This window comes from Streptomyces zhaozhouensis (assembly GCF_900230195.1).
Taxonomy (GTDB): domain Bacteria; phylum Actinomycetota; class Actinomycetes; order Streptomycetales; family Streptomycetaceae; genus Streptomyces; species Streptomyces zhaozhouensis.
Window position 1 is genome coordinate 202,125 of the sequence record NZ_OCNE01000007.1, and the last position, 22,236, is coordinate 224,360.

Sequence of the window (22,236 nt, forward strand, 5' to 3'; positions counted from 1 at the left end):
GGCCCCGGAAAACGAAACCGTGGCCGGCCGTCCCGAAAAACTTCCAAAACCCCGGACGGCCGGAGGGTGCTGTCAACCGGACACCGCGTTCACGGTCCCGGGAATGCCATGACGACGTTTTCTGCCCGCCTTTTTCCCGTCCTCGGGTGGAAAGGGTTGACGCCGGCGCGCCGCTCCCTAGGATCACCTGATGTCCGGTGGGACGTTCACCGGTCGAAATGCCGAACGCGCCGGGGTGCGGCTCTCGTTCGCCGGCGACCGCGGCACCACACCCGCCATCCGATCCGTGAGGGAGTCCCCCTGCCATGTCCTCAGCGGAACACCGCCCCCGTTTACGCTTCCTGACCGCCACCCTGACGGCGCTCCTCGGGGTGACCCTGGCGCTGGTGGCCGGGCCGGCCTCCGGCGACCCGGCGCCCGCCGCCGCGCCCACGGTGGAGCCCCGGGCCGAGCTGCCCACCACCTTCCAGTGGTCCTCCACCGGCCCGCTGATCTCCCCCCACTCCGGGCTCGGTTCGGTCGCGGCCAAGGACCCGTCCGTGGTGCAGGACCAGGACGGGAGGTGGCACGTCTTCTTCACCAGGGTCGACACCGCCGGCGACTGGGGGCTGGCCCACACCAGCTTCACCGACTGGTCCCAGGCCGGTGCCGGCGCGCAGACCGACCTGGAGGCGTCCTCCGCCATCGGCGGCGGCTACCGGGCGGCACCCCACGCGTTCTACTTCGCGCCCCACGACGAGTGGTACCTCGTCTACCAGACCGGGCTGCCCTCGTTCTCCACCACGACGGACATCAACGACCCCGGCAGCTGGTCGGCGCCGCGCAACTTCATGGACAGCGTCCCGGACGTCGTCGAGGAGAACATCGGCAACGGCAACTGGCTGGACTTCTTCGTCATCTGCGACGACTCCATGTGCTACCTGTTCTCCGCCGACGACAACGGCCACGTCTACCGGTCGGAGACCACCCTGGCCGACTTCCCCAACGGCTTCGGCAACACGCGGATCGTCCTGGAGGACTCCGGCAACAACCTCTTCGAGGGCGGCGCCGTCTACCAGGTCGGGGACACCGACACCTACCTGCTGCTGTGGGAGGCGATCGGCTCGGACGGCCGGCGCTGGTACCGCTCCTTCACGGCCGAGGGACTGGACGGGCAGTGGCAGCCGCTGGCCGACACCCAGGACAACCCCTTCGCCCGCAGCAACAACGTCTCGTTCGAGAACGGCGACGCGTGGACCCAGGACATCAGCCACGGCGAACTCCTGCGCACCACGCCCGACCAGACCATGGCCATCGACCCCTGCGACATCCGGCTGCTCTACCAGGGCCTGGACCCCTCCGCCGGGGGCGAGTACTCCCAACTGCCCTACCGGCTGGGTCTCGCGACCAACACCACGGGCACCTGCTGACCGGCGGTCCCCCTCACCGCGAGGCGCGCAGCCGCAGCGCGTAACGCGCCGTCAGCGCCACCGGGCCCGTCGGCTCCCGCGCCAGCTCCGCCAGGGCGCGGGCCGCCGTCGGGCCCGGGATGTCGGTGAGCGCCTGCACCAGACGCAGGCGCGCCGGGGCTGCGACCGCGGGCTCCGCGAGACGCCCCACGATCCCGGTCGCGATCCGGTCGGCCACCCCGGGGTGGTCCGCCAACGCGCCGAGCGCGTCGGCGGCCTCCACCTCGCGGGTCTCCTCCACCAGCAGGTCGAGCAGCGCCGGGATCACCTCGCCTGCGCCGCGCGCCCCCAGCGCCAGCGCCGCGTGCCGGCGCACCACCGGGGCGTCGTCGGCCAGCGCGCGGCGTAGCAGCGCGTCGGCCTCCTCACCCGCGCTCCCCTCACCCGCCACCTCGGCGAGCGCCCGCACCGCGCGCTCGCGCACCTCGGCGGCGGGGGAGCGCAGCGCCTCGCCCAGCGCCGCGAGCCCGGCACCGCCGGACCGGGCCAGCGCCCAGCGCAGCGCGCCGGCGACATGCGGGTCCCGCTCTCGCAGCACCGCCTCGACCAGCGCCTCCGCCGGCACCGTCTCCACCGACGACAGGGCCGCGCGCTGCCGACGCCCCGCGCTCGGCGAGCGCAGCGCCTGGAGCAGCGCGACCGTCCGCAGCACGTCGTCCCAGCCGGCGGGCCCCGCCGCGCCGATGCGCCGCAGCCGGGTCAGCAGCTCCGTCTCGCGCGCGAGACGTTCCCGCGTGCGGTCGATCAGGTCGTCCACCAACCGCCCCGGCGCGAAGTCCGGGTCGTCCAGCGCCCGCCCGACCTCGCGCAGCGAAAGACCCAGCGACCGCAGGCTCTCGATGTGGAAGATCCGCCGGACGTCCTCCTCCGAGTACTCCCGGTAGCCGCCCTCGGTGCGCCCGGTCGGCCGCACCAGCCCCAGCTCCTCGTAGTGCCGCAGCATCCGCGCGCTGACCCCCGCGCGGCGCGCCACCTCGCCGATCAGCACCCCGTGACGCCTCTCATCCCGCCTCGTCCCCCGGCGCGGACGCCACCAGGCGCCTGGCCTCCTCGATCGCGAGTGCGAAGCTCGCCTCCGGGTCGCGCGCCAGCTTCCGCGTGGCCAACGCGTGCACCCGCGCCGCCGGCTCCGCCCCGGTGCTCGCGGCCGCCAGCACGGGCTCGCCCGCCTCCCCGAGCGCGATCAGCGCCCGGCTCAGACTCAACTGTGTCTCCCGCGTCCCGCGCCCCAACTGGCCCCCCAACTCCACGGCCAGCGCAGGGCGTTCCGTCTCGGGCGCGAGCCCGACCGCCGTCCGCCACGCGGTGCGCGCCACCTCGTCGTCGGCGTCCCGCAGCAGCGCCGACGTGATCGCCGGCCAGGCCGAGACGTCCCCGATCTTGGAGAGCGTGTGCAACGCCTGGCTTCGCGCCCGCGCACGGTCCGAACGCAGCTCGGCCACGAGCGCGGGAACGGTCAGCGCCGCCGGATGACGGGTCAGCGCCCAGGTCAGCGTCTCCCGCACGAAGAACTCCGGCTCCACCGCGCACCGCTGCACCAGCCCCGCCACATACCGGTCGTCCGGCGCCGAACCCACCGCCATCGCCGCCCGCATCCGTATCTGCGCGTCGTCGTGCGCCAGCGCGCGGAAGGCCGGCGACCCGGCCGCCCCCCGTTCCACCATGGTCATCGGGACCACCTCCTCCGGCACAGTGAAGACCTTGCCACCGTGTCAGAGTCAAACCCGTTCCGCCCGCCCGCGCCGTTCAGCCGTCGTAGTCCAGGGTCAGTGCCTCCGAGTCCGGCACCGCCTGGCAGGTCAGCACGTACCCGGCCGCCACCTCCGCCGGCTCCAGCGCGAAGTTCCGCCGCATCACCGCCCGCCCCTCGACCACCCGCGCCCGGCACGTGCCGCACACCCCGCCCCGGCAGGCGAACGGCAGCTCGGGGCGCGCCCGTTGCGCCCCGTCCAGCACCCGCCCGCCCGCCGGCAGCGCCACCGTGCTGGCCCGCCCGTCCAGCACCACCGTCACCCGGCTCGTCGGACCTTCGGGCCCGGCCGGCCCCGCCGCCCGCCGCGCCGGGGGCGGCTCCTCGTCCGCCGCGTGGAACAGCTCCCCGCGCACCCGCTCCGGCGCCACCCCCAGCCGCGCCAGCGCCTGACGCGCCTCGACCACCATCGGCAGCGGCCCGCACAGCCACCACCGGTGCGCCACGCCGGGATCGAGCAGCGCCCGCGCCAACAGCGCCAGCCGGGGCCCGTCCAGCCGGCCCGACAGCACGTCGACCTCGCGCGGCTCCCGGGAGAGCACGTGCACCAGCTGGAACCGGGTGGGGTGGGCGTCCTTCAGCTCCGCCAGCTCGTCGGCGAACATCACCGTGTCGCTCGCCCGGTTCCCGTACAGCAGCGTGACCCGCCCGCCCGGGGAGCGCCGCAGCACCGACGCGGCGATCGACACCATGGGCGTGACGCCCGAGCCCGCCGCCACCAGCACATGGTGGTCGGGCACCGACAGATCGGGGGTGAACGTCCCCGACGGCGGCGCCACCTCCACCTCGTCGCCCGGCGCCGCGCTCTCCACGAACCACGGGGAGACCAGACCGCCGGGCACCCGCCGCACCCCGATCCTGGGCGGCGCGCCGGCCTCCGCGCAGAGCGAGTAGGAACGGCGCTCCTCCCGCCCGTCCACCCACCGCCGCACCGTCAGCCACTGCCCCGGCGCGAACGCGAACGCGTCGGCCAGCGCCTCCGGCACCGCGAACGTCACCGCGACCGCGTCGCCGCACAGCCGCTCCACCCGCGCGATCCGCAGCCGGTGGAAGACCCCGCGCCGTGACGCCGGGGCCGCCGAGGCGGGCGCACCCATCAGACCTCCCTGAGATGTGCGAACGGTTCCCGGCAGGCACGGCACCGCCACAGCGCGGTGCACAGCGTCCCGCCGCTGCGCGAGACCTCCTCCGTCCCGCGCGCCCCGCAGCGCGGGCACGGCACGGCCGGCCGCGTCGCCGACAGCGTCAGCGCCACCGGCCCGCGCGCGGGCGCCGCGCCCGGCGGCGCGATGCCGGCGGCCGCCAGCTTCCGCCGCCCCGCCTCGGTGATCCACTCCGACGTCCACGGCGGCGACCACACCGTCTCCACCTCGACGCGCGCGAAGCCCGCGCCCCGCAGCGCCGCCGCCACGTCGGCCCGGATCTCCGCCACCGCCGGGCAGCCCGCGTAGGTCGGCGCCAGCCGCACCACCACGCCGCCGGCGCCGTCACACGCCACGCCGCGCACCATGCCCAGCTCCGCGACCGTCACCACCGGCAGCTCCGGGTCCGGCACCCCGCCCGCGGCCCGCCACGCCAACGCCTCCGCCGCCGTCACCACGACGCCCCCGGATGCGCGCGCGCCACGCCCTGCAACTCGGCAAGCAGCACCGGCAGATGGGCGGTGTGCACGCCCGCCCGGCCGCCGGAGCCCCCGACCGGCACCGGCACCGGGAGCGGCACCCCCGCCTCCCGCGCCACCCGGCCCCAGTCCGCCGCGCACGCCGCCCGCACCGCGCCCGGCGCCACCCCCAGCTCCGCCCCCACCGCGTCGTCCCAGACCTCCGCCAGCCACGGCCCGGCCTCTTCGACCGCGCGCCCCAGCCGGCCGCGCGACACGTCGGTGCCGTCGCCGAGCCGCACCACCCACTCGGCGGCGAACAGCCGGTGGTAGGTCACCTCCGTGACACCCCGCTCCGCGACCGCCGCCAGCACCGGGTCCGCCGCGCCCCGCAGCCCGTCCAGCACCGCGAGCCGCGCTGACGACAGCGCCAGCATCCGCAGCGCGGTGAACGCGAAGTCGCCGCGCGGGAGTTCCGCCAGCCGCAGACAGCGGAACTCCGCCGCGGCCCGCCGGTACGCGAAGTCGTCCTCGCCCCGCCCGCTGCCGTCCACCTGACCGGCCCGCGCATACAGCAGCCGCGCCTGCCCCAGCAGGTCGAGACCGACGTTGGCCAGCGCCAGCTCGATCTCCAGCTCCGGCGCGCACGTGACCCACTCGGCCAGCCGCTGCGCGCCGACCAGCGCGTCGTCGGCCAGCGCGACGCAGACCCGCGCCACTGCCGCGCCGTCCGCGCCGGGCGGCGGCTCGACCGCCACCCCGTGCAGCGGGTCCTCGAAGCCGGTGCCGAACGCCCAGCGCGCGTCGCCCGGCCCGTCCCCTTCCCCGCCCGTGCCGTTCACCGCGCACCGCCCTTCGCCGTCGGCTCCGCCGCGTCAGATGTGCGGCACGTCATGGGGAATCTCGTAGAACGTCGGATGCCGGTACACCTTGTCGCCGCTCGGCGCGAAGAACGGGTCCCGCTCGTCGGGCGCCGACGCCGTCACGTCCGCGGAGCGCACCACCCAGATGCTGACGCCCTCGTTCCTGCGGGTGTACAGGTCGCGCGCGTGGGTCAGCGCCATCCGCGCGTCGGCCGCCCGCAGCGAACCCACGTGCACGTGGTTCAGCCCGCGCTTGCCGCGCACGAACACCTCGAACAACGGCCAGCCGCCGTCCACCGCCTCCGTGCCGCTCACCGCGCCACCCCCGCCCCGTCCGCGCGCCGTGCGCGCCGTTCCGCGTGCGCGGCGGCGGCCTCCCGCACCCACGCGCCGTCCTCGTGCGCCGCCGTGCGCCGGGCGATCCGCTCCCGGTTGCACGGCCCGTCACCGCCGATCACCCGCGCCAGCTCGGCGAAGTCCGGCGTGCCGAAGTCGTAACGGCCGCGCTCCTCGTTCCACCGCAGCTCCGGGTCGGGCAGCGTCACCCCGAGCCGGTCCGCCTGCGGCACCGTCATGTCGACGAAACGCTGCCGCAGCTCGTCGTTGGAGTGCCGCTTGACGCGCCACGCCATGGAGCGCTCCGAGTTCGGCGACGCCGCGTCCGGCGGACCGAACATCATCAGCGACGGCCACCACCAGCGGTCCACCGCGTCCTGCACCATCTCCCGCTGCGCCGCCGTGCCGCGCGTCATCGTCCACAGCAGCTCGTACCCCTGCCGCTGGTGGAAGGACTCCTCCTTGCAGACCCGCACCATCGCCCGCGCGTAGGGGCCGTAGGAGGAACGGCACAGCGGCACCTGGTTGCAGATCGCCGCGCCGTCCACCAGCCAGCCGATCACCCCGACGTCGGCGAACGTCGCCGCCGGGTAGTTGAAGATCGACGAGTACTTCTGGCGCCCCTCCAGCAGCCGCCGCGTCAGGTCGTCCCGGTCGGCGCCCAGCGTCTCCGCCGCCCCGTACAGATACAGCCCGTGGCCGGCCTCGTCCTGGACCTTCGCCCACAGGATCGCCTTGCGGCGCAGCGAGGGCGCGCGCGTGATCCAGTCGCCCTCCGGCTGCATACCGATGATCTCCGAGTGCGCGTGCTGCGCGATCTGCCGCACCAGCGTCGCCCGGTACGCCTCGGGCATCCAGTCGCGCGGCTCCACCCGCCGGTCCGCGGCCACCGTCTCCTCGAAGTGCGCCCGCAGCTCCGGCTCGTCCGCCTCCGTGGTCATCGCCGACCTCCCGTCGGTTCCGTTCCGTCGTCCACCTCGACGCGCCGCACGGTGCCTCACCGCCCCCGGAAGGCGGGCCGCTCCCGGGCGAGGAACGCCGCCACCGCGCCCGCGTGGTCCCCGGTCGCGCCCAGCCGGGTCTGGGCCGCCGCCTCCCGCGCCAGCGCCGCCGGCCAGTCCGGCTCGGCCGCCTCCCGCAGCAGCGCCTTCACCTCGCGGAACGCGGCCGTCGGCCCCCGCGCCAGCTCCCGCGCCAGCGCCAGGGACTCCTCCAGCGCCGCGCCCCTGGCCACCACCCGGTGCGCCAGGCCCCATGCCAGGGCCTCGGCCGCCCCGAACCGGTCGCCCAGCAGGAAGAGCCCCGCCGCCCGCGAGGGCCCGACCGCCCGCGCCAGCGACACGCTCAACCCCGAGTCGGCGGCCAGCCCGACCCCCGCGAACGCCGTCGCGAACGTCGCCCCCTCGGCCACCACCCGCACGTCGCCCGTCAGCGCCAGCCCGAGCCCCGCGCCCACGCAGGCGCCCTCCACGGCGACGACCAGCGGCACCTCCACCGCGAGCAGCGCGGTGACCAGCGGGTTGTACTCCCGTTCCACGCAGGAGAACGCCTCCTGGGCGCCGCCCCGCAGGGCCGCCGCGTGCTCCTTCAGGTCCTGCCCCCGGCAGAACGCGCCACCGCTGCCCGCCAGCACCACCGCCCGCACCGCTTCCGCCGCCGCGACCTCCCGCACCGCCGCCAGCAGCGCGCGTCTGGTCGGCGCGTCCACCGAGGGGCGGCACAGCTCGATCACCGCCACGTCCCCCTCGCGGCGCGAGACCACACGCGGCGGCTCCGCTTCCCCGGCCGTGATGTCGATGCCCATGCTCATCCCTCCGTTCGTGAGGTCCGCCGCCCGTGCCCCGCGTCCGCCCTCACAGCTCGGCCACCAGCAGCGCCGGCCGCTCCACCCGGTCGGCGACGAACCGCAGGAACCCACCGGCCACCCCGCCGTCGCACACCCGGTGGTCGAACGTCACCGACAGCTGCGTCACCCACCGCACCGCCAGCTCCCCGTCCACCACCCACGGCCGCCGGACGATCCGTCCCATCCCCAGCATTCCCGCCTCCGGGTGGTTGATGATCGGCGTCGACCCGTCCACCCCGAACACCCCGTAGTTGTTCACCGTGAACGTGCCGCCCGTCAGGGCCGCCGGCGCCAGCGTGCCCTCCTTCGCCGCCCCCGTCAGCTCCCGCAGCCGCGCCGCGAGCGCGGCCGTCGTCAGCCGCTCGGCGTCCCGCACCACCGGGACGACCAGCCCCCGTTCGGTCTGCGCCGCGACGCCGAGGTTCACCCCCCGCAGCCGCACCAGCTCCCCGCGCCCGGTGTCGACCCGCGCGTTCAGCTCGGGGAACCGCGCCAGCCCCGCCAGGCACACCCGCGCCACCAGAGCCAGCAGCCCGATCCCCAACTCCGGTGCGGCCGAACGCAGTTCGTCCCGCACCGCGACCAGCTCGGTCGCGTCGACATCCACCCACGCCGAGGCGTCGGGGATCTCCCGCCGGCTGCGCGCCACCCGTTCCGCCATCGCCCGCCGCACCCCGCGCAGCGGCACCCGCACCTCCCCGTCCGGGGCGCCCTCGGGCTCCGCGAGGGCCGGCTCCCGCGCGGCGAGCGCCGCCTCCACGTCGCGCCGGCGCACCACCCCGCCCGGCACCCGGGCGGCGAGCGCCCCCAGGTCCAGCCCGTGCTCCGCCGCCAACCGCCGCACCAGCGGCGAGATCGCCCGGGGAGCCCCCGCCGTCCCGCCACCCGCCGGCGCCCGCTCCGGCGCACGCGCCCCCCGGCGCGCCCGCCCCCGGCGCGCTCCGCCGCTCCCCGGCGCCGTGCCGTACCCGACCAGCACCGGCCCCGACGCCGACGGGCCGCCCCCGCCGCCCGCCTCCGCCCCGGCCACCGTCTCCGTCTCCGTCTCGGCCACCGTCACCAGCGGCTCGCCCACCCCGACCCGTCCGCCCACCGCCGCGTGCAGGGCCACCACCCGCCCGCCGAACGGCACCGGTACCTCGACCGCCGCCTTCGCCGTCTCCACCTCGGCCACCACCTCGTCCACCGCCACCACGTCCCCGACGGCGACCCGCCACGTCAGGACCTCCGCCTCCGTCAGCCCCTCGCCCAGATCCGGCAGCCGGAACTCCCGCCCGGCGCCGCCCGTCACGACGCCACCTCCGACACCTCGTGCGTCCGGTCCGGCTCGTCGTCGAACTGCAACCGGAACACCGCGTCCAACACCCGCCCCACGCCCGGCAGATGCGCCGCCTCCACCACCGGCGGGGGATACGGCACGTCGAACCCGGCGACCCGCAGCACCGGCGCCGCCAACGAGTGGAAACACCGCTCCTGCACCCGCGCCGCCACCTCCGCCCCCACCCCCGCGAAGCCCTGCGCCTCCTGCACCACCACACACCGGCCGGTGCGCCGCACCGACGCCGTCACCGTCGCGTCGTCCAGCGGCACCACCGACCGCAGATCCACCACCTCCAGCTCGACACCCTCGCCCGCCGCCGCCCGCGCCGCCTCCAACGCCACCGGCACCGCCGGCCCGTACGCCACCACCGTCGCGTCCCGCCCCGGCCGCCGCACCACCGCGCGCCCCAGCGGCCCCGCCGCCCGCGCCGCCCGGTCCAGCTCCCCGCGCGCCCAGTACAGCCGCTTCGGCTCCATGAACACCACCGGGTCCGGATCCTCCACCGCGTCCCGCAGCAGCCAGTACGCGTCCTCCGCCGTCGCCGGCGTCACCACCTTCAGCCCCGGCGTGTGCGCGTAGTACGCCTCGCTTGAGTCGCTGTGGTGCTCCACCCCGCCGATCCCGCCGCCGAACGGAATGCGAATCACCAACGGCAGGTTCATCCGGCCCCGCGTCCGGTTACGCGCCTTCGCCACATGGGAGACGATCTGCTCGAAAGCCGGATAGGCGAAAGCGTCGAACTGCATCTCCACGACCGGCCGGAAACCGCCCATCGCGAGACCCACCGCCAGTCCCACAATTCCCGCCTCGGCGAGCGGCGTGTCGAAACACCGCTCCTCCCCGAATTCCGCCGTCAACCCGTCAGTGATCCGGAAAACCCCGCCCAGCGGCCCCACGTCCTCGCCGAAGACCAACACGTCCCCGTCGGCCCGCATCGCGTCCCGCAGTGCCCCGTTCAACGCCCCCGCCATCGTCACCGCCGCCATCTCAGCGCCCACCCCCCTCGGCGTCGGCCGCCAACTCGGCCGCCAGCAGGGCCTGTTGCTCCGCCAACTGCGGCGTCGGCTCGGCGAAGACATGACGGAACATCTCCAGCGGGTCCCCCGCCATCTCCCCGCCAAGCCGCTCCCGCATCCCGCCCGCGACCCGCTCCGCCTCCTCCTCAGCCGCCGCGACATCGCCGTCCGCCAGCAGCCCCCGCCCCCGCAGATAGCGCTCCAGCCGCGCCAGCGGATCGGCCGCCCGCCACCGCGCGACCTCCTCCTCCGCCCGGTAGCGGGTCGCGTCGTCCGCGTTGGTGTGCGCCTCCACCCGGTAGGTGTGCGCCTCCACCAGAAACGGCCCCCCGCCCGCGCGCGCCCGCCGCACCGCCGACGCCACCACCGCCAGCGTCGCCACCAGGTCGTTGCCGTCCACCTGCTCGGACGCCACCCCGTACCCCACGCCCTTGAACGCCAACGCCGGCGCCGCCGACTGCCGCGCCAGCGGCACCGAGATCGCGTAACCGTTGTTCTGCACCAGGAACACCACCGGCGCCCCCAGCACCCCCGCGAAGTTCAACGCCTCGTGGAAGTCGCCCTCGCTCGTCCCCCCGTCACCCACCAGCGCCAACACCACGCCCCCGCGCCCCCGCCGCCGCAGCGCGTCCGCGAGCCCCACCGCGTGCACCGTCTGCGTCGCCAACGGCGTGCACTGCGGCGCCGTCCGCCACGCGGCAGGGTCGTAGCCGCAGTGCCACTCGCCCCGCAGCAGCGTCAGGATCTCCACCGGGTCCAGCCCCCGCGCCAGCAGCGCCACCGAGTCCCGGTACGTGGGAAAGAGCCAGTCCTCCTCGCGCAGCGCCAACGCCGACGCGATCTGACACGCCTCCTGCCCCCGACTCGACGGATACACCGCCAGCCGCCCCTGGCGCGTCAGCACCGTGGCCTGCGCGTCGAAACGCCGCCCCACCACCATGCGCCGAAAGGCGTCCACCAACAACGCGTCCGCCGGCAGTTCATAACCCTCGGGCGCCGCCAGCGGAACGCCGTCCTCGGCGACCGCACGCACCGGGGAGAACGAGGGAAGTAAACGCTCGACCGTTCCACGAGAAGTCTTTGACGACATGCGCGACACTCCCAGCCCGAGAAGACCAGACTCAGAAAATGGTCCCCCCGCGGAACAGCCGCTACAAGACGCCGGAATACGCCCGGGACAACGCGCGACGTATTGCCGGAACGACCCCGCGCCGCCGCACACCTGTCCACCCGGGAAGCCGCGCGGGGGCGGCCCGCCGGACGAATGGCCAGCCGCGCCGCCCGCTCAGGGACTCCCGGCCCCCAACTCCTGCGTCCCCACCACCGGCAGCAACTCGAACCCGGCCACCGCCGCCGTCCCCGGCACCGGCGTGAACCACAGCAGCCGCTGCCGCCCGTCCTCACTGGCCAACGTCAGGCAGTTCACCTCCAACACCCCCAGCGAGCGGTGCACGATCCGCTTCCGGTCGCCGCGCCGCACCGCCACCTCCCGCCGCGCCCACAGCGCGGCGAACTCCTCCGACCGCTCCACCAGCTCCGCCACCAGCGCCCGCACCTCCCCGTCACGCGCCGCCCGGCGCCCCACCGCCGCCCACAGATCCGCCACCATCACCCGCGAGTGATGCGCGTGATCCGCCTCCGGATACAGCCGGCGCGCCTCCGGGTCCGTGAACCAGCGGTACACCTGGCAGGCCCCGCCCGTCTGCTCGCCCACCAGCGCCCGGGCCAACGCGTTCTGCACCAGCACCACGTGCAGATCCGTGATCACCATCGCCGGCGTCCCCGCCAGCCGGTCCAGCAGGTCCAGCATCCCCGGGTGCACATGCGCCGCCGGGCCCCCCGCGGCCGGCAACGGCCGCCCCGCCAGGTGGTACAGATGGTCCCGCTCGTCCCGCGACAGCCGCAGCGCCCGCGCGAACGCCGCCAGCATCTGCTCCGAAGGCTGCGCCCCGCCGCCCCGCTCCACCTCCGTGTAGTACTCCACCGAGGCGCCCGCCAACGCGGCGACCTCGTCACGCCGCAACCCCGGCACCCGTCGCCTGGGCCCCGTCGGCAACCCGACGTCCGAGGGCCGCACCCGGTCCCGGCGCGACCGCAGGAACGCCCCCAACTCCCGAAGATCCATCCCCCCAGTCTGCGCCCCGCCGCCCCGCCGACCCAGGGGACGCCAACCCCCCGGTCGACGTCCACTGGCCGCCGACGCTCCTCCCGCCCACGCTGGAGAACGACAGGTCAGTCCCCACCAGCCACCGAAACGAGGCACCCCCATGAGCACCACCCCCCGCGCCGGCCGCCGCATCGCCCTGGTCACCGGGGCCAACCGGGGACTGGGCAGGGCGGTCGTCACCGCCCTCGCCGCCACCGGCACCGACGCCGTCCTCACCTACCGCTCCCACGAGAGCGAGGCCCGCGAGGTCGTCGAGGCCGTCCGCGCCCAGGGCGCCACCGCCGTCGCGCTGCACCTCGACACCACCCGCACCGACACGTTCGACGACTTCACCGACGGCCTGCGCCGGGCCGTCCACGCCACCTGGGGCCGCGACACCCTCGACGTCCTCGTCAACAACGCCGGCTTCTCCGGCGACACCACCCTCGGCCACACCACCGGGGAGGAGCTGGACCGCCTCTTCGCCGTCCACGTCAAGGGCGTCTACCTCCTCACCCAGGCCCTCGCCACCGCCCCCGAGGGCACCGCCCCGCTGCTCGCCGACGGCGGACGGATCATCAACGTCTCCAGCGGACTCGCCCGCTTCGTCACCCCGCCCTACGCCGGGTACGCCGCGATGAAGGGCGCCGTCGAGGTCCTCACCCGCTACTGGGCCCAGGAGCTCGGCCCGCGCGGCATCACCGTCAACACCGTCGCCCCGGGCCCCGTCGCCACCGACTTCGCCGGCGGCTACCTCCGCGCCAGCGAGGACATCCAGCGCGCCATGAGCGAGCGGACCGCCCTGGGCCGCGTCGCCCACGCCGACGACATCGGCCCCGCCGTCGCCGCCCTCGCCGGCGAGGGCGCCGGCTGGATCACCGCCCAACGCGTCGAGGCCAGCGGCGGGTTCCGCCTCTGACCGTTCCCCGCCACCCCCTCGACACGGGTAAAGCCGCAGGCGGAGCAGGGGTTGGGGGTTGCTACCGTGGGGCGATGCCCACCGAAGAAGAGCTGTTCGCCTCCGTGGACGCCCTCCTGCGGGAGGAGCCCCAACTGCCGCCCCCCGGCGAACGAGCCCGACTGAGGGAGGCGGCCGGCGTCACCCAGGCGCGGCTGGCCGCCGTGCTGAAGACGACGCCCCAGGCCGTCAGGAACTGGGAGAACGGCCGCAGCGAGCCCAAGTCCCCCCGCCTCGAGGCCTACCAGCGGCTCCTCGCCGGGTGGGCGGAACAACACCCCGCCCACCCCGCGCCCCAGCCACAGCCCCGGCCGAGGCCCGAGGCGAAGCCGCGTCCCGTCCCGGAACCCGCGCCCCGGCGCCGACCCGCCGCGCGCCGCCCCGCGCCGGCCGCCACCTCCCGCCCCGCCGTCGACCCGCGCTTCCCGAACGGCCCGCTCGCCGTGCTCGACGGCGACGGCACCGCCCACGCCGCCGGCGGCGTCCTCCTCGACTGCCCGGCGACCACCCTCCCGCGGCTCGTCGAGTGGACCCTCGACGCGTCCGGCCTCGGCGCCCCCCGCCTCCACCGCCACGGCACGGACGCCGACCCGCTGCTCGTCCTCACCGCCGACGCCGCCACCCGCCTCGGCCTCCCGGAACGCCTCACCGACCGCCGCGCCCTGCGTCTGCCGGAGGACCACCCCGCCGTCACCGCGCTCACCGACGCCGGCTGGCGCCTGACCCGCCGCGGCTTCGGCCCCTGGGCCCGCGTCCACCGCCCCGCCGAGGGCAACCAGCGCCGCTGCGTGCAGTTCGCGATCCTGCCGTGGAACGCCCTCGACGAACGCTCCTGGCCCGGCCTCGCCGAACTGCCGCCCCCCGACATCGCCCGCGCCCTCGGCGTCTACGCCCGCCGCGTCCTCACCCCGCGCGGCTCCACCGCCGTCACCGGCCTGGAGCTGATGACCGCGCTGCGCCCGCCGACCCGCGCCGTGCGCGACGAGGCCACCGGCGGCTGGGTCTCCGGCCACCACGCCGGCAGCCTCGGCACCCGCCCCGTCGACCCCGCGCCGCCCGAGGCCACCGCGGAACACCCGGTCGTCGTCACCTCCGGCTGGGAGGGCGGCTTCCTCGACGAGGAGGCCTACCAGTGGGTGCGCCCCGTCGACCTCCTCACCGACGAGGAGTGCCTCGAGCCCTGGGCGATCGGCCTCGACCTCAACACCGCGTTCCTGGCCGCCGCCGCCCGCCTCGTCGTCGGCCTCTCCGGCCCCGAGCACGTCGACGCCCCCGCGTTCGACCCCAGAACCCCCGGCTCGTGGCTGGTCGACCTCAGCCACATCGAGCTGGACCCCCGACTGCCCTCCCCGTTCACCCCCGACGGCACCCGCCCCACCGGCCCCGCCTGGTACGCCACCCACACCGTCGCCTACGCCGCCGAACTCGGCCACCCCGTCACCCCGGTCGAGGGCTATCTGCGGCGGGAGACCGGCGCCTATCTCGACCCGTGGCACGACCGGCTCAAGGACGCCTACGTCCGGACCCTCGCCGACCTGGGCGTCACCGCCGACCTCGACGAGGCCGCCTTTCTCGACGCCATGGCGCGCCACCGCGACGCCGACCCGGCGCTGGCCGCCGTGCTGACCGCCATCAAGGCCACCGTCAAGGGCGGCGTCGGCAAACTCCGCGAACGCCCCCAGGGCAGGCGGCACCGCGACGGCGAACGCTGGCCCGCCCTCGAACGCCCCACCTGGCGCCCCGACATCCGCGCCGCCGTCATCTCCAAGGCCCGCGTCAACATGCACCGCAAGCTCCGCAGAATGGCCGAGTTCACCGGCCGCTACCCGCTGGCCGTCCTCTCCGACTGCGTCGTCTACCCCAGCCCGGGCGACAGCCCCCTCGACCTGCTGCCCCGCGACGCCACCGGCGCGCCCCGGGCCGGCACGTTCCGCCTCGGACCCACCCCCGGCCGCGCGAAGCTCGAAGGGGTCCAGGAGATGGCCCGCGTCGTCGACCTCATGGAGCAGGGCTACAACCCCGCCCGCCACATCAAGGGCGACGGCCACGACGCCGTGCTGGACGCGGGGGAGTAGCCCGTGGACGAGATCAGCGACGCCCTGGCCCGCGCCGACGCCGAGGCGTTCACCCGCCGCCCGCCCCGCACCCTGCGCGGCCAGATCACCTACCTGATCCGGCAGTTGGGCAGCGCCCGCGCCGTCGCCGCCGAGATCGGCGTCACCGCCGACTCCGTCAACCGCTACCGGCGCGGCGCCCGCAGAAACCCGCCCCGCGCCGTCACCGAACGCGTCGAGGCCGCCGTCCGCGCCCGCTGGCAGCCCCGGGTGCGCGCCCGCCGCCGCCGACGCGCCGCCACCACCGGCGGCATCACCGTCGAGACCCGCGCCCGCTTCGGCTACACCGCCCCCGTCGGCACCACCGACGACGGCCGGCTGCGCCGCCTCACGGTCCATCTGCCCGCCGAGTACGCCGACCGCCTCTTCACCGCCCGCGAAGCCGGCGCCGGCGACGACCAACTGCGCCGCATCGTCGCCGAGGGGCTGCGCGACATCTACTTCCGCGACGGCGGCACCCGCGCCCCGGACCTGACCGACGTCGCGCTGACCGACATCGACTACATCGACCTGGAGTTCTGACCCGGCGCCCCCGCCCCGCGCGGCCCCCGCCCGAATCGGCCCCGCGCCGCGCCGGGGACGCGCACGGCCGGGCGCGTACGCCCGTACCTACCCGGCCGTGCGCGGGCCGCCGCCCGCCCCGCCCGCACCACGTCTGGAACGAGCCCACCGTGAGAGACCCGGCCATCCGCCGCCGCAGGACGGCGCTGTTCCTGTTCTTCCTGATACCCGGCCTCTCCCTCTCCTCGTGGGTGACCCGCACCCCCGACATCAGGGACCAACTCGACGCCTCCACCGCCCAGATGGGCCTCGTCCTCTTCGGCCTGTCCGTCGGCTCCATGCTCGGCGTCCTCGCCTCCGGGGCGCTCGTCGCCCGCCACGGAACCCGGCCCGTGATCGCCGCCGGCACCTCCCTCGTCGGGCTCAGCCTCCTGGTCGTCGGCGCCGGCGCGCTGCTGGCCTCCGCCCCGACCGTCACCGCGGGACTGCTGCTCTTCGGCGCCGGCATGGGCGGGGGAGAGGTCGCCGTCAACATCGACGGCGCCGAGGTCGAGCGCCTCACCGGCCGCACCGTGCTGCCCACCCTCCACGGCTTCTTCAGCCTCGGCACCGTCGCCGGAGCCCTCCTCGGCATCCTGTGCACCGCCGTCGACTTCCCCGTCGCCGCCCACCTCGGCGCCCTGGCCGCCGCCGTCGCCGCCCTGTTCGCCTACGCGCTGCGCGCCATCCCCGCCGGAGTCGGCAGAACCCGCGGCGGCACCGGGCGGAACGAGCCCCCCGCACCCACCGCCGGCCCCCTCCACAAGGACCGGCGGCTGCTGATGATCGGCGGCATCGTCCTGACCATGGCCCTCGCCGAGGGCGCCGCCAACGACTGGCTGCCGCTCCTCATGGTCGACGGCCACGACATGGACCCCGCCCTCGGCTCCGCCGTCTACGCGGGCTTCGCCGCCACCATGGCCCTCGGCCGCTTCTCCGGCGCGTTCCTCATCGACCGCCTCGGCCGCGTCACCGTCGTCCGCGCCAGCGCCCTGTCCGCCACCCTCGGCCTCGCCGTCGTCATCTTCGCCGACACCGCCGCGCTGGCCGGCGCCGCCGTGCTGCTGTGGGGGCTCGGCGCCTCCCTCGGCTTCCCCCTCGCGCTCTCCGCCGCCGGCGACTCCGGCCCCGACTCGGCGGCCCGCGTCAGCCTGGTCGCCATGATCGGCTACCTCGCCTTCCTCGTCGGCCCGCCCGGCCTCGGCTTCCTCGGCGACCACCACGGCCTGCGCGCCGCGATGACCGTCGTCCTGGCCGCCGTCGCCACCGCGATCTTCCTCGCCCCCGCCGTCAACACCCGCCGGAGCACACCTACTCCGTCCGGTGACCCCGGACCCGCCCCCGCCGACCGGCCCGACACCCCGTCCTGACCAGCGGCGCCCGTCGCCGCGAGAGCCCCGGCGGCCCCCGCCCACCCCGCGCGGCCCCGCCCCGCCACCGCAAACCCCTGCGCGCCGCACACCCGTTGCGTCAGGATGAGCACCATGCAGACAACACCCCAGGGCGACCCCGTGTGGACGCCCCAGGACCAGCGGCTGCCCGCCGACCTCGTGGAGCGGGTCAGCCGGGTCCTGCGCCACGTCGGGCTGCCGCTGGCGCACGAGAACGACGACGTCGGGGTCTTCCTCACCCGGGGCGACGGGCAGCCGATGAACGCGCCGGAGCCCGCCGACCACGTCGCCCTCTCCTGGCACACGCCGCCCGCCCTGTTCGACGCCGCCGACCAGGAGGGCGGCGGCGGGCCGACCGCCCGGCTGATGTGCGCCGTCGACGACGCCATGGAGGCCACCCTGCGCGAGGTCCTCGCCGCCGCCGGGCTGCACGTCGCCCCGCACCCCGCCACCGAGACGCTCGCCGTCTGGCCCGCCCCGCCCCGCTGACCGCGCCGCCCGGTCCCGGGGAGGGCGGGGTTTCGACGGGCCGGCGGCCCGGCCCGTCCCGCCCTCACGCCGAGGAGAAGTCCTCGGGCGACGCGCGCAGCTTCCGCCGCAGCGCCCAGTGGATGCGGCCCCCCTCGGTGTGCGCGTCGTAATCCTCCTCCAGCCGGTTCAGCAACGGGCCGCTCCGACCGAAGTCGTACACGTCCTCGAACGCCTGCGCCTGCGCCATTCCGTCGAAACTCGCGGCGAGCCTGGTCAGCCCGAAATACGCGGCGCCCTCCGCGGCGGCCGACAGTTGCGCCTGACGCAGCACGGTGACGGCGTGGCCGACCCCGCCGTTGCACACCAGGTGGTGGACGGCCAACACGGCGGCCAACTCCCGCTCCCCGCGGTCCGTCGTCTCGTATCCCGGCATCGTGACGCGGTTCCATATCGCGTGGGTGGGGTCCTTCTTCGCCGTGTCACGCGGAAGATCGGGTTGCGTCATGACGGAATCCTGGCACGCCCGCACCCGCCGCAGCCCAGCGCCCCCGCACCGCAACTCCGGGGCCCCGCAAGGCCGTTGCTCCGCCCGCCCCCCGGCCCGCCGCGCCGCACGAATAGCACGCACCGAAATCCGTGACAACCCCTAGCGGCCCGTGGAACACCTTCACGAACGCGCCCCCCACCCCTTTCCGCATATCGCTCCCGGACCACGGAAAAGGGGTCCCCCTGGAAACGGGAACAGTGGCCGATGACGCGTTGTCACCCCCGAAAGCCGCTGCTACGGTTTCCCGCATGTCTGACCCCGCCCCACCCTGAACGGGCGACATGCGCGTGAACGGAAACCGGCGGGGAACCACCACGCCGCGCGCCGCACCACCGCGTTCCCGTGGCCGCCGCCGAACGCCGCTCCCACCCGCCCACACGCCGGTGGAAAACAGGGGGAAACAACCGATGCAGGACCTCGAAACGATCGCCGAACGCGGCAAGGAATACGAAAAGCTCATGGCGGGCGGCGGCGACGGAATCCGCTGGCTTCCCTACCTCATGTTCTTCGCCAACGGCGACTACACCTCGCCGGTCGTCAACACCGACCCCGGCGGCTTCCGCGTCAGCCACGGCCCGGCCGGCCCCTGTTCCCTGATGGGCGACCTGCCCGACGGCGAGGTCAGCGTCCTCCTCGGCGGCTCCCCGGCGTTCGGCTTCGGCGCCAGCGCCGACGAGGAGACCATCCCCTCCCACCTCGCCACCGGCCCCGACGCCGTGCCCTGGCTCAACCTCGCGTGCAACGGCTTCAACTCCACCCAGGAAGTCATCCTCTTCCTCCTGCACCGCCACCAACTCCCGGCCGTCCGCGACATCGTGGTCCTCTCCGGCCTCAACACCCTCGTCCTCGCCGGCCTCCCCGGCGCCGACCGCGACTACGGGCAGTTCTTCTTCTCCGGCGAGTTCGCCCGCCGCCTCGGCCTGCCCGAACCCGCCGAACCCCGCCCGCTGCGCGCCCGGTTCACCAGCGCCACCCACCGGCTCCTGGGACGGGGCGACGACACCGAGCCCGCCGAACCGGAGATCCTGCCCCCCGGGGAACGCATCGACCTCGCCGTGCGCACCGTCGCCCGCGACCTCGACCGGCTCACCGAACTCGCCGCGCCCACCGGCGCCCGCGTCCACTTCGCCCTCCAACCCGTCTCCACCTGGACCGGCAAGCCCTACACGGACGAGGAACGCCAACTCATCGAGGAACGCGGCCGCCTGTGGGACGGCCTGTTCTCCCTGGTGCTCGACCCCGAGACCCACGAGGCGTACGCGCGCGGCCTGCGCGCCGCCTGCGAGGAACGCGCCCTCCCCTTCCTCGACCTCAACCCCGAACTCGGCACCGGCCCCGCCGCCGACCAGTGGCTCTTCCTCGACCTGGTCCACCTCACCGACCAGGGCAACCGCACCACGGCGGAACTGCTCCGCACCCGCCTCGGCCTCGCGGACCCCGCGCCCACCCCCGGGCCCTGACGGCGGCGCACCCCATGAGCCAGCACGACGACACGCCCCGGCCCGCAGCCCCCGCACCGACGAAGGAGACCTCCGATGTTCCGCAGGATCGCCGCGTTCTTCCGGCGCCGCCGCCAGCAGAAGCGGCGCCGCAACGACAACACCATCTACCCGATGAACTGACCCCCCGGGCGGAGCCCGCCATACCGGACCACCGCGCGCTCTACCTCCGCGCACTCGACCCCGAGGGCCCCCTGCCCCTCGACCCCCGCACCCCCCGCCACCTGCGGGCCGCCCTCGGCGACCCGCCCCCCGACAGCGACCCCACGCCCGACCTCGACGCCCTCACCGCCCGCGCCCGCGCCTGGAGCGCCGAGACCACCCGACGCTTCACCACCGTCCTCGCCCCCCTCACCGGCGCACACCGGACACCCGCCGCGCGCTGCGTGCTCCTCAACACCGCCCCCCTCGCCCTGACCACCGGCGCCTGGCTCCAGTGGCTCACCAGCGCCGGCAACGCCGAGACCGAACCCGCGCTGCGCGCCCTCGCGCTCTACGCCTCCGACCTGGGCGTCGGCCTCCCCGACGCCCACCGGGGCGCCGACTACCGCGCCCTGCTGGCCCGCCACCACCTGGAACCGGCCACCCCCGGGTTGCGGCTGGCCGCCAGCGAACACCTCATCACCGCGAGCTTCCGCCTCCCCGGCGTCCTGCTCGCCATGAGCCGCCTCCCCGACCACTTCCGGCCCGAGATCCTCGGCGCCGACCTGTGCCTGCGCGCCGCCGGCCTCGCCCCGCCGCTCGCCGCGCTCACCGGCCACGAGCTCGACGAACCCACCGCCGACGCCCTGGACCCGGGCGCCGCCCGCGCCGGCGGCACCGCGACCGGCCTCGCCCTGTCGACCGCCGCGGCCCGCGCCCTGCTCGCCGAGCCCCACCCCGACACCGCGCCGCGCACCGCCCGCCGGCTCCACCACGGCCACGCCTGGGCCCTGCGCGAACTGGCCCGCTGGAGCGAGGACCTCCTCGCCGAGACCGCCCTCACCCAACACCCCGACTACGGCGTCTGGCGCCTCATCCACACCCGCGCCCGTCCCGCGGCCGTCTACCACTCCGGCTACACGCTCGCCGGCCGCCCCCTCGCCGACTGGTTCCAGCACCTGGACGACGGGCCGGGACCGTTCCTCGACGCCCTGGCCCGCAGCCCCCTCGTCCGCCCCGGCCGTCCCGACGCGAGCCCCCTGGTGTGCGGCCTCATCGACGCGCGGGGCCCCATGTTCCGTGTCTTCACCGACGACGAGACCGCCACGCTCCGCCGCTGGATCGCCCGCCTCCCCGAGCGTGACCGGCTGCGCGCGGCCACCCCCGGCGGCACCCCCGCCGCCGACCGCGCCCTCGCCGACGCCCGCCACCGCTGGAACCTCCCCGCCGCCACCGCGCCGGAACCCGAGGCCGAGCCGGCCGACGCCCCCCACCCCGACGACCCCGCCGCGTTCGACCACCGCTCCCCGCGCGCCGCCTACCACGCGCTGCTCAGCCGCCGCACCTCCCCGGCCCTGCGCCGCTTCGCCCACGACTACACCACCCGCTGGCTGACCCGCGCCCGCTACCGGCTGCGCCACGCCCCCGGCCAACTCCCCGCCCGCTGGGACCGCGTCAGCGGACTGCGCGACTGGCTCGCCACCGCCCACGACCGGCACGCCGAACAACTCGACCGCGCCGCGCCCCCGCTGCCCACCCGCGAGGAACTCGTCGACTCCACCCTGCAACTCGCCCCCCTCATCATGATCGACGGCGGCTGGCTCCAGGGCTTCACCGACCACCACCACGCCTCCGCCCCCTCCGGGCACTTCCTCTTCCGCACCTACTGGGACGAACTCGGCAACGGCGAGAGCGAGTGGAACCACCCCCGCATCTACCGGGAACTGCTCGCCGAGATGGGCATCGAGCTCCCCGCCACCGACGCGCCCGAGTTCAGCGCCTGGCCGGGCTTCCGCGACGCCTCGTTCGCCACCCCCGTGTACTGGCTGAGCATCAGCCGCTTCCCGCAGACCTTCCAACCCGAGATCCTCGGCCTCAACCTCGCCATGGAACTCTCCGGCGTCGGCGGCGGCTACCGCAGCGCCTCCCTCGCCCTGCGCCACCACGGCTACAGCACCCAGTTCGTCGACCTGCACAACACCATCGACAACGTCGCCACCGGCCACTCCGCCTGGGCCGTCGACGCCATCGACAACTATCTCGCCGACCTTCCGCGCCTGGTCGGCCCCCACCAGGAACAGGCCGTCTGGGAACGCGTCCGCGTCGGCTACCGCTCCCTCAACCCACCCACCACCGCCGCCGCCCGCCTCTACGCCGCGCTGCGCTCCCGCCGCGGGCGCGCCCGCGCGGCCGGCGCCCGCGGCGGCGCCCCGGGCGCCACGGGAACCACCCGAGAGAACAGGTGACCC

21 protein-coding genes are annotated in these 22,236 nt (G+C 75.8%); 8 read left to right on the forward strand and 13 right to left on the reverse strand.

Going from position 1 to position 22,236, the window contains the following annotated elements; genetic code table 11:
- Positions 1-305: 305 nt before the first annotated feature.
- Positions 306-1,409, forward strand: coding sequence for a glycoside hydrolase family 62 protein (locus CRP51_RS12900; protein ID WP_097231262.1), 1,104 nt, complete (start codon positions 306-308; stop codon positions 1,407-1,409).
- A gap of 13 nt (positions 1,410-1,422) precedes the next feature.
- Here CRP51_RS12900 and CRP51_RS12905 read toward each other — a convergent pair whose 3' ends face one another.
- The 12 genes from CRP51_RS12905 to CRP51_RS12960 all read right to left on the reverse strand — a co-directional run bounded on the left by CRP51_RS12905 (position 1,423) and on the right by CRP51_RS12960 (position 12,305).
- Positions 1,423-2,436 carry a MerR family transcriptional regulator gene (locus tag CRP51_RS12905; RefSeq protein WP_097231263.1) on the reverse strand — a complete coding sequence of 338 codons (1,014 nt, stop codon included), beginning with the start codon at positions 2,434-2,436 and terminating at the stop codon, positions 1,423-1,425.
- 13 nt (positions 2,437-2,449) lie between these two features.
- Positions 2,450-3,118 carry a HEAT repeat domain-containing protein gene (locus CRP51_RS12910; RefSeq protein ID WP_097231337.1) on the reverse strand — a complete coding sequence of 223 codons (669 nt, stop codon included), beginning with the start codon at positions 3,116-3,118 and terminating at the stop codon, positions 2,450-2,452.
- Between the two features lie 76 nt (positions 3,119-3,194).
- Positions 3,195-4,295, reverse strand: a complete 1,101-nt coding sequence (gene paaE, locus CRP51_RS12915; RefSeq protein WP_097231265.1) for a 1,2-phenylacetyl-CoA epoxidase subunit PaaE — start codon at positions 4,293-4,295, stop codon at positions 3,195-3,197.
- Complete coding sequence (paaD, locus tag CRP51_RS12920; RefSeq protein ID WP_097231266.1) at positions 4,295-4,798, reverse strand: 1,2-phenylacetyl-CoA epoxidase subunit PaaD; 504 nt, start codon at positions 4,796-4,798, stop codon at positions 4,295-4,297. Before paaD ends, paaE begins: the two co-directional genes overlap by 1 nt.
- Positions 4,792-5,640 carry a 1,2-phenylacetyl-CoA epoxidase subunit PaaC gene (gene paaC, locus CRP51_RS12925; RefSeq protein ID WP_097231268.1) on the reverse strand — a complete coding sequence of 283 codons (849 nt, stop codon included), beginning with the start codon at positions 5,638-5,640 and terminating at the stop codon, positions 4,792-4,794. Before paaC ends, paaD begins: the two co-directional genes overlap by 7 nt.
- A 33-nt stretch (positions 5,641-5,673) precedes the next feature.
- The gene (paaB, locus tag CRP51_RS12930) at positions 5,674-5,976 is read right to left on the reverse strand and encodes a 1,2-phenylacetyl-CoA epoxidase subunit PaaB (protein ID WP_212615896.1); all 303 of its coding nucleotides are present in this window, start codon (positions 5,974-5,976) and stop codon (positions 5,674-5,676) included.
- Entirely contained in the window at positions 5,973-6,938 is a 966-nt protein-coding gene (gene paaA / locus CRP51_RS12935) for a 1,2-phenylacetyl-CoA epoxidase subunit PaaA (protein ID WP_097231269.1), read from the reverse strand. Before paaA ends, paaB begins: the two co-directional genes overlap by 4 nt.
- A 56-nt stretch (positions 6,939-6,994) precedes the next feature.
- Complete coding sequence (locus CRP51_RS12940) at positions 6,995-7,807, reverse strand: enoyl-CoA hydratase/isomerase family protein (RefSeq protein WP_245880554.1); 813 nt, start codon at positions 7,805-7,807, stop codon at positions 6,995-6,997.
- A 43-nt stretch (positions 7,808-7,850) separates the two neighbouring features.
- Complete coding sequence (locus tag CRP51_RS12945; RefSeq protein WP_097231273.1) at positions 7,851-9,134, reverse strand: dihydrolipoamide acetyltransferase family protein; 1,284 nt, start codon at positions 9,132-9,134, stop codon at positions 7,851-7,853.
- A complete protein-coding gene (locus CRP51_RS12950; protein WP_097231274.1) occupies positions 9,131-10,150 on the reverse strand; it encodes an alpha-ketoacid dehydrogenase subunit beta in 1,020 nt (339 codons plus the stop codon). The genes CRP51_RS12945 and CRP51_RS12950 overlap by 4 nt, the downstream gene beginning before the upstream one ends.
- Before the next feature lies 1 nt (position 10,151).
- Positions 10,152-11,270 carry a thiamine pyrophosphate-dependent enzyme gene (locus CRP51_RS12955; protein ID WP_097231275.1) on the reverse strand — a complete coding sequence of 373 codons (1,119 nt, stop codon included), beginning with the start codon at positions 11,268-11,270 and terminating at the stop codon, positions 10,152-10,154.
- Between the two features lie 195 nt (positions 11,271-11,465).
- Positions 11,466-12,305: a helix-turn-helix transcriptional regulator gene (locus tag CRP51_RS12960; protein ID WP_097231277.1), complete on the reverse strand. Its 840-nt coding sequence runs from the start codon at positions 12,303-12,305 to the stop codon at positions 11,466-11,468.
- Positions 12,306-12,447: 142 nt separating this feature from the next.
- Between CRP51_RS12960 and CRP51_RS12965 the strand changes: the two genes are divergently transcribed.
- From CRP51_RS12965 to CRP51_RS12985, 5 genes are all read left to right on the forward strand, one after another.
- The gene (locus CRP51_RS12965) at positions 12,448-13,245 is read left to right on the forward strand and encodes an SDR family NAD(P)-dependent oxidoreductase (RefSeq protein ID WP_097231279.1); all 798 of its coding nucleotides are present in this window, start codon (positions 12,448-12,450) and stop codon (positions 13,243-13,245) included.
- A gap of 74 nt (positions 13,246-13,319) precedes the next feature.
- Positions 13,320-15,359: a telomere-associated protein Tap gene (gene tap, locus CRP51_RS12970; protein WP_097231281.1), complete on the forward strand. Its 2,040-nt coding sequence runs from the start codon at positions 13,320-13,322 to the stop codon at positions 15,357-15,359.
- 3 nt (positions 15,360-15,362) lie between these two features.
- Positions 15,363-15,920 (forward strand): telomere-protecting terminal protein Tpg, encoded by a 558-nt coding sequence (gene tpg, locus CRP51_RS12975; protein ID WP_097231282.1) that lies wholly within the window; start codon positions 15,363-15,365, stop codon positions 15,918-15,920.
- A 149-nt stretch (positions 15,921-16,069) separates the two neighbouring features.
- The gene (locus CRP51_RS12980; protein WP_097231284.1) at positions 16,070-17,308 is read left to right on the forward strand and encodes an MFS transporter; all 1,239 of its coding nucleotides are present in this window, start codon (positions 16,070-16,072) and stop codon (positions 17,306-17,308) included.
- Between the two features lie 114 nt (positions 17,309-17,422).
- Positions 17,423-17,818 (forward strand): hypothetical protein, encoded by a 396-nt coding sequence (locus tag CRP51_RS12985; RefSeq protein ID WP_141514589.1) that lies wholly within the window; start codon positions 17,423-17,425, stop codon positions 17,816-17,818.
- Between the two features lie 64 nt (positions 17,819-17,882).
- Here CRP51_RS12985 and CRP51_RS12990 read toward each other — a convergent pair whose 3' ends face one another.
- The gene (locus CRP51_RS12990; RefSeq protein ID WP_097231286.1) at positions 17,883-18,305 is read right to left on the reverse strand and encodes a hypothetical protein; all 423 of its coding nucleotides are present in this window, start codon (positions 18,303-18,305) and stop codon (positions 17,883-17,885) included.
- Between the two features lie 449 nt (positions 18,306-18,754).
- On the opposite strand from CRP51_RS12990, the gene CRP51_RS12995 reads away from it, so the two are divergent.
- Positions 18,755-19,807: an SGNH/GDSL hydrolase family protein gene (locus tag CRP51_RS12995; protein WP_212615897.1), complete on the forward strand. Its 1,053-nt coding sequence runs from the start codon at positions 18,755-18,757 to the stop codon at positions 19,805-19,807.
- Between the two features lie 14 nt (positions 19,808-19,821).
- The gene (locus tag CRP51_RS29970; RefSeq protein ID WP_097231287.1) at positions 19,822-22,233 is read left to right on the forward strand and encodes an iron-containing redox enzyme family protein; all 2,412 of its coding nucleotides are present in this window, start codon (positions 19,822-19,824) and stop codon (positions 22,231-22,233) included.
- Positions 22,234-22,236 lie beyond the last annotated feature (3 nt).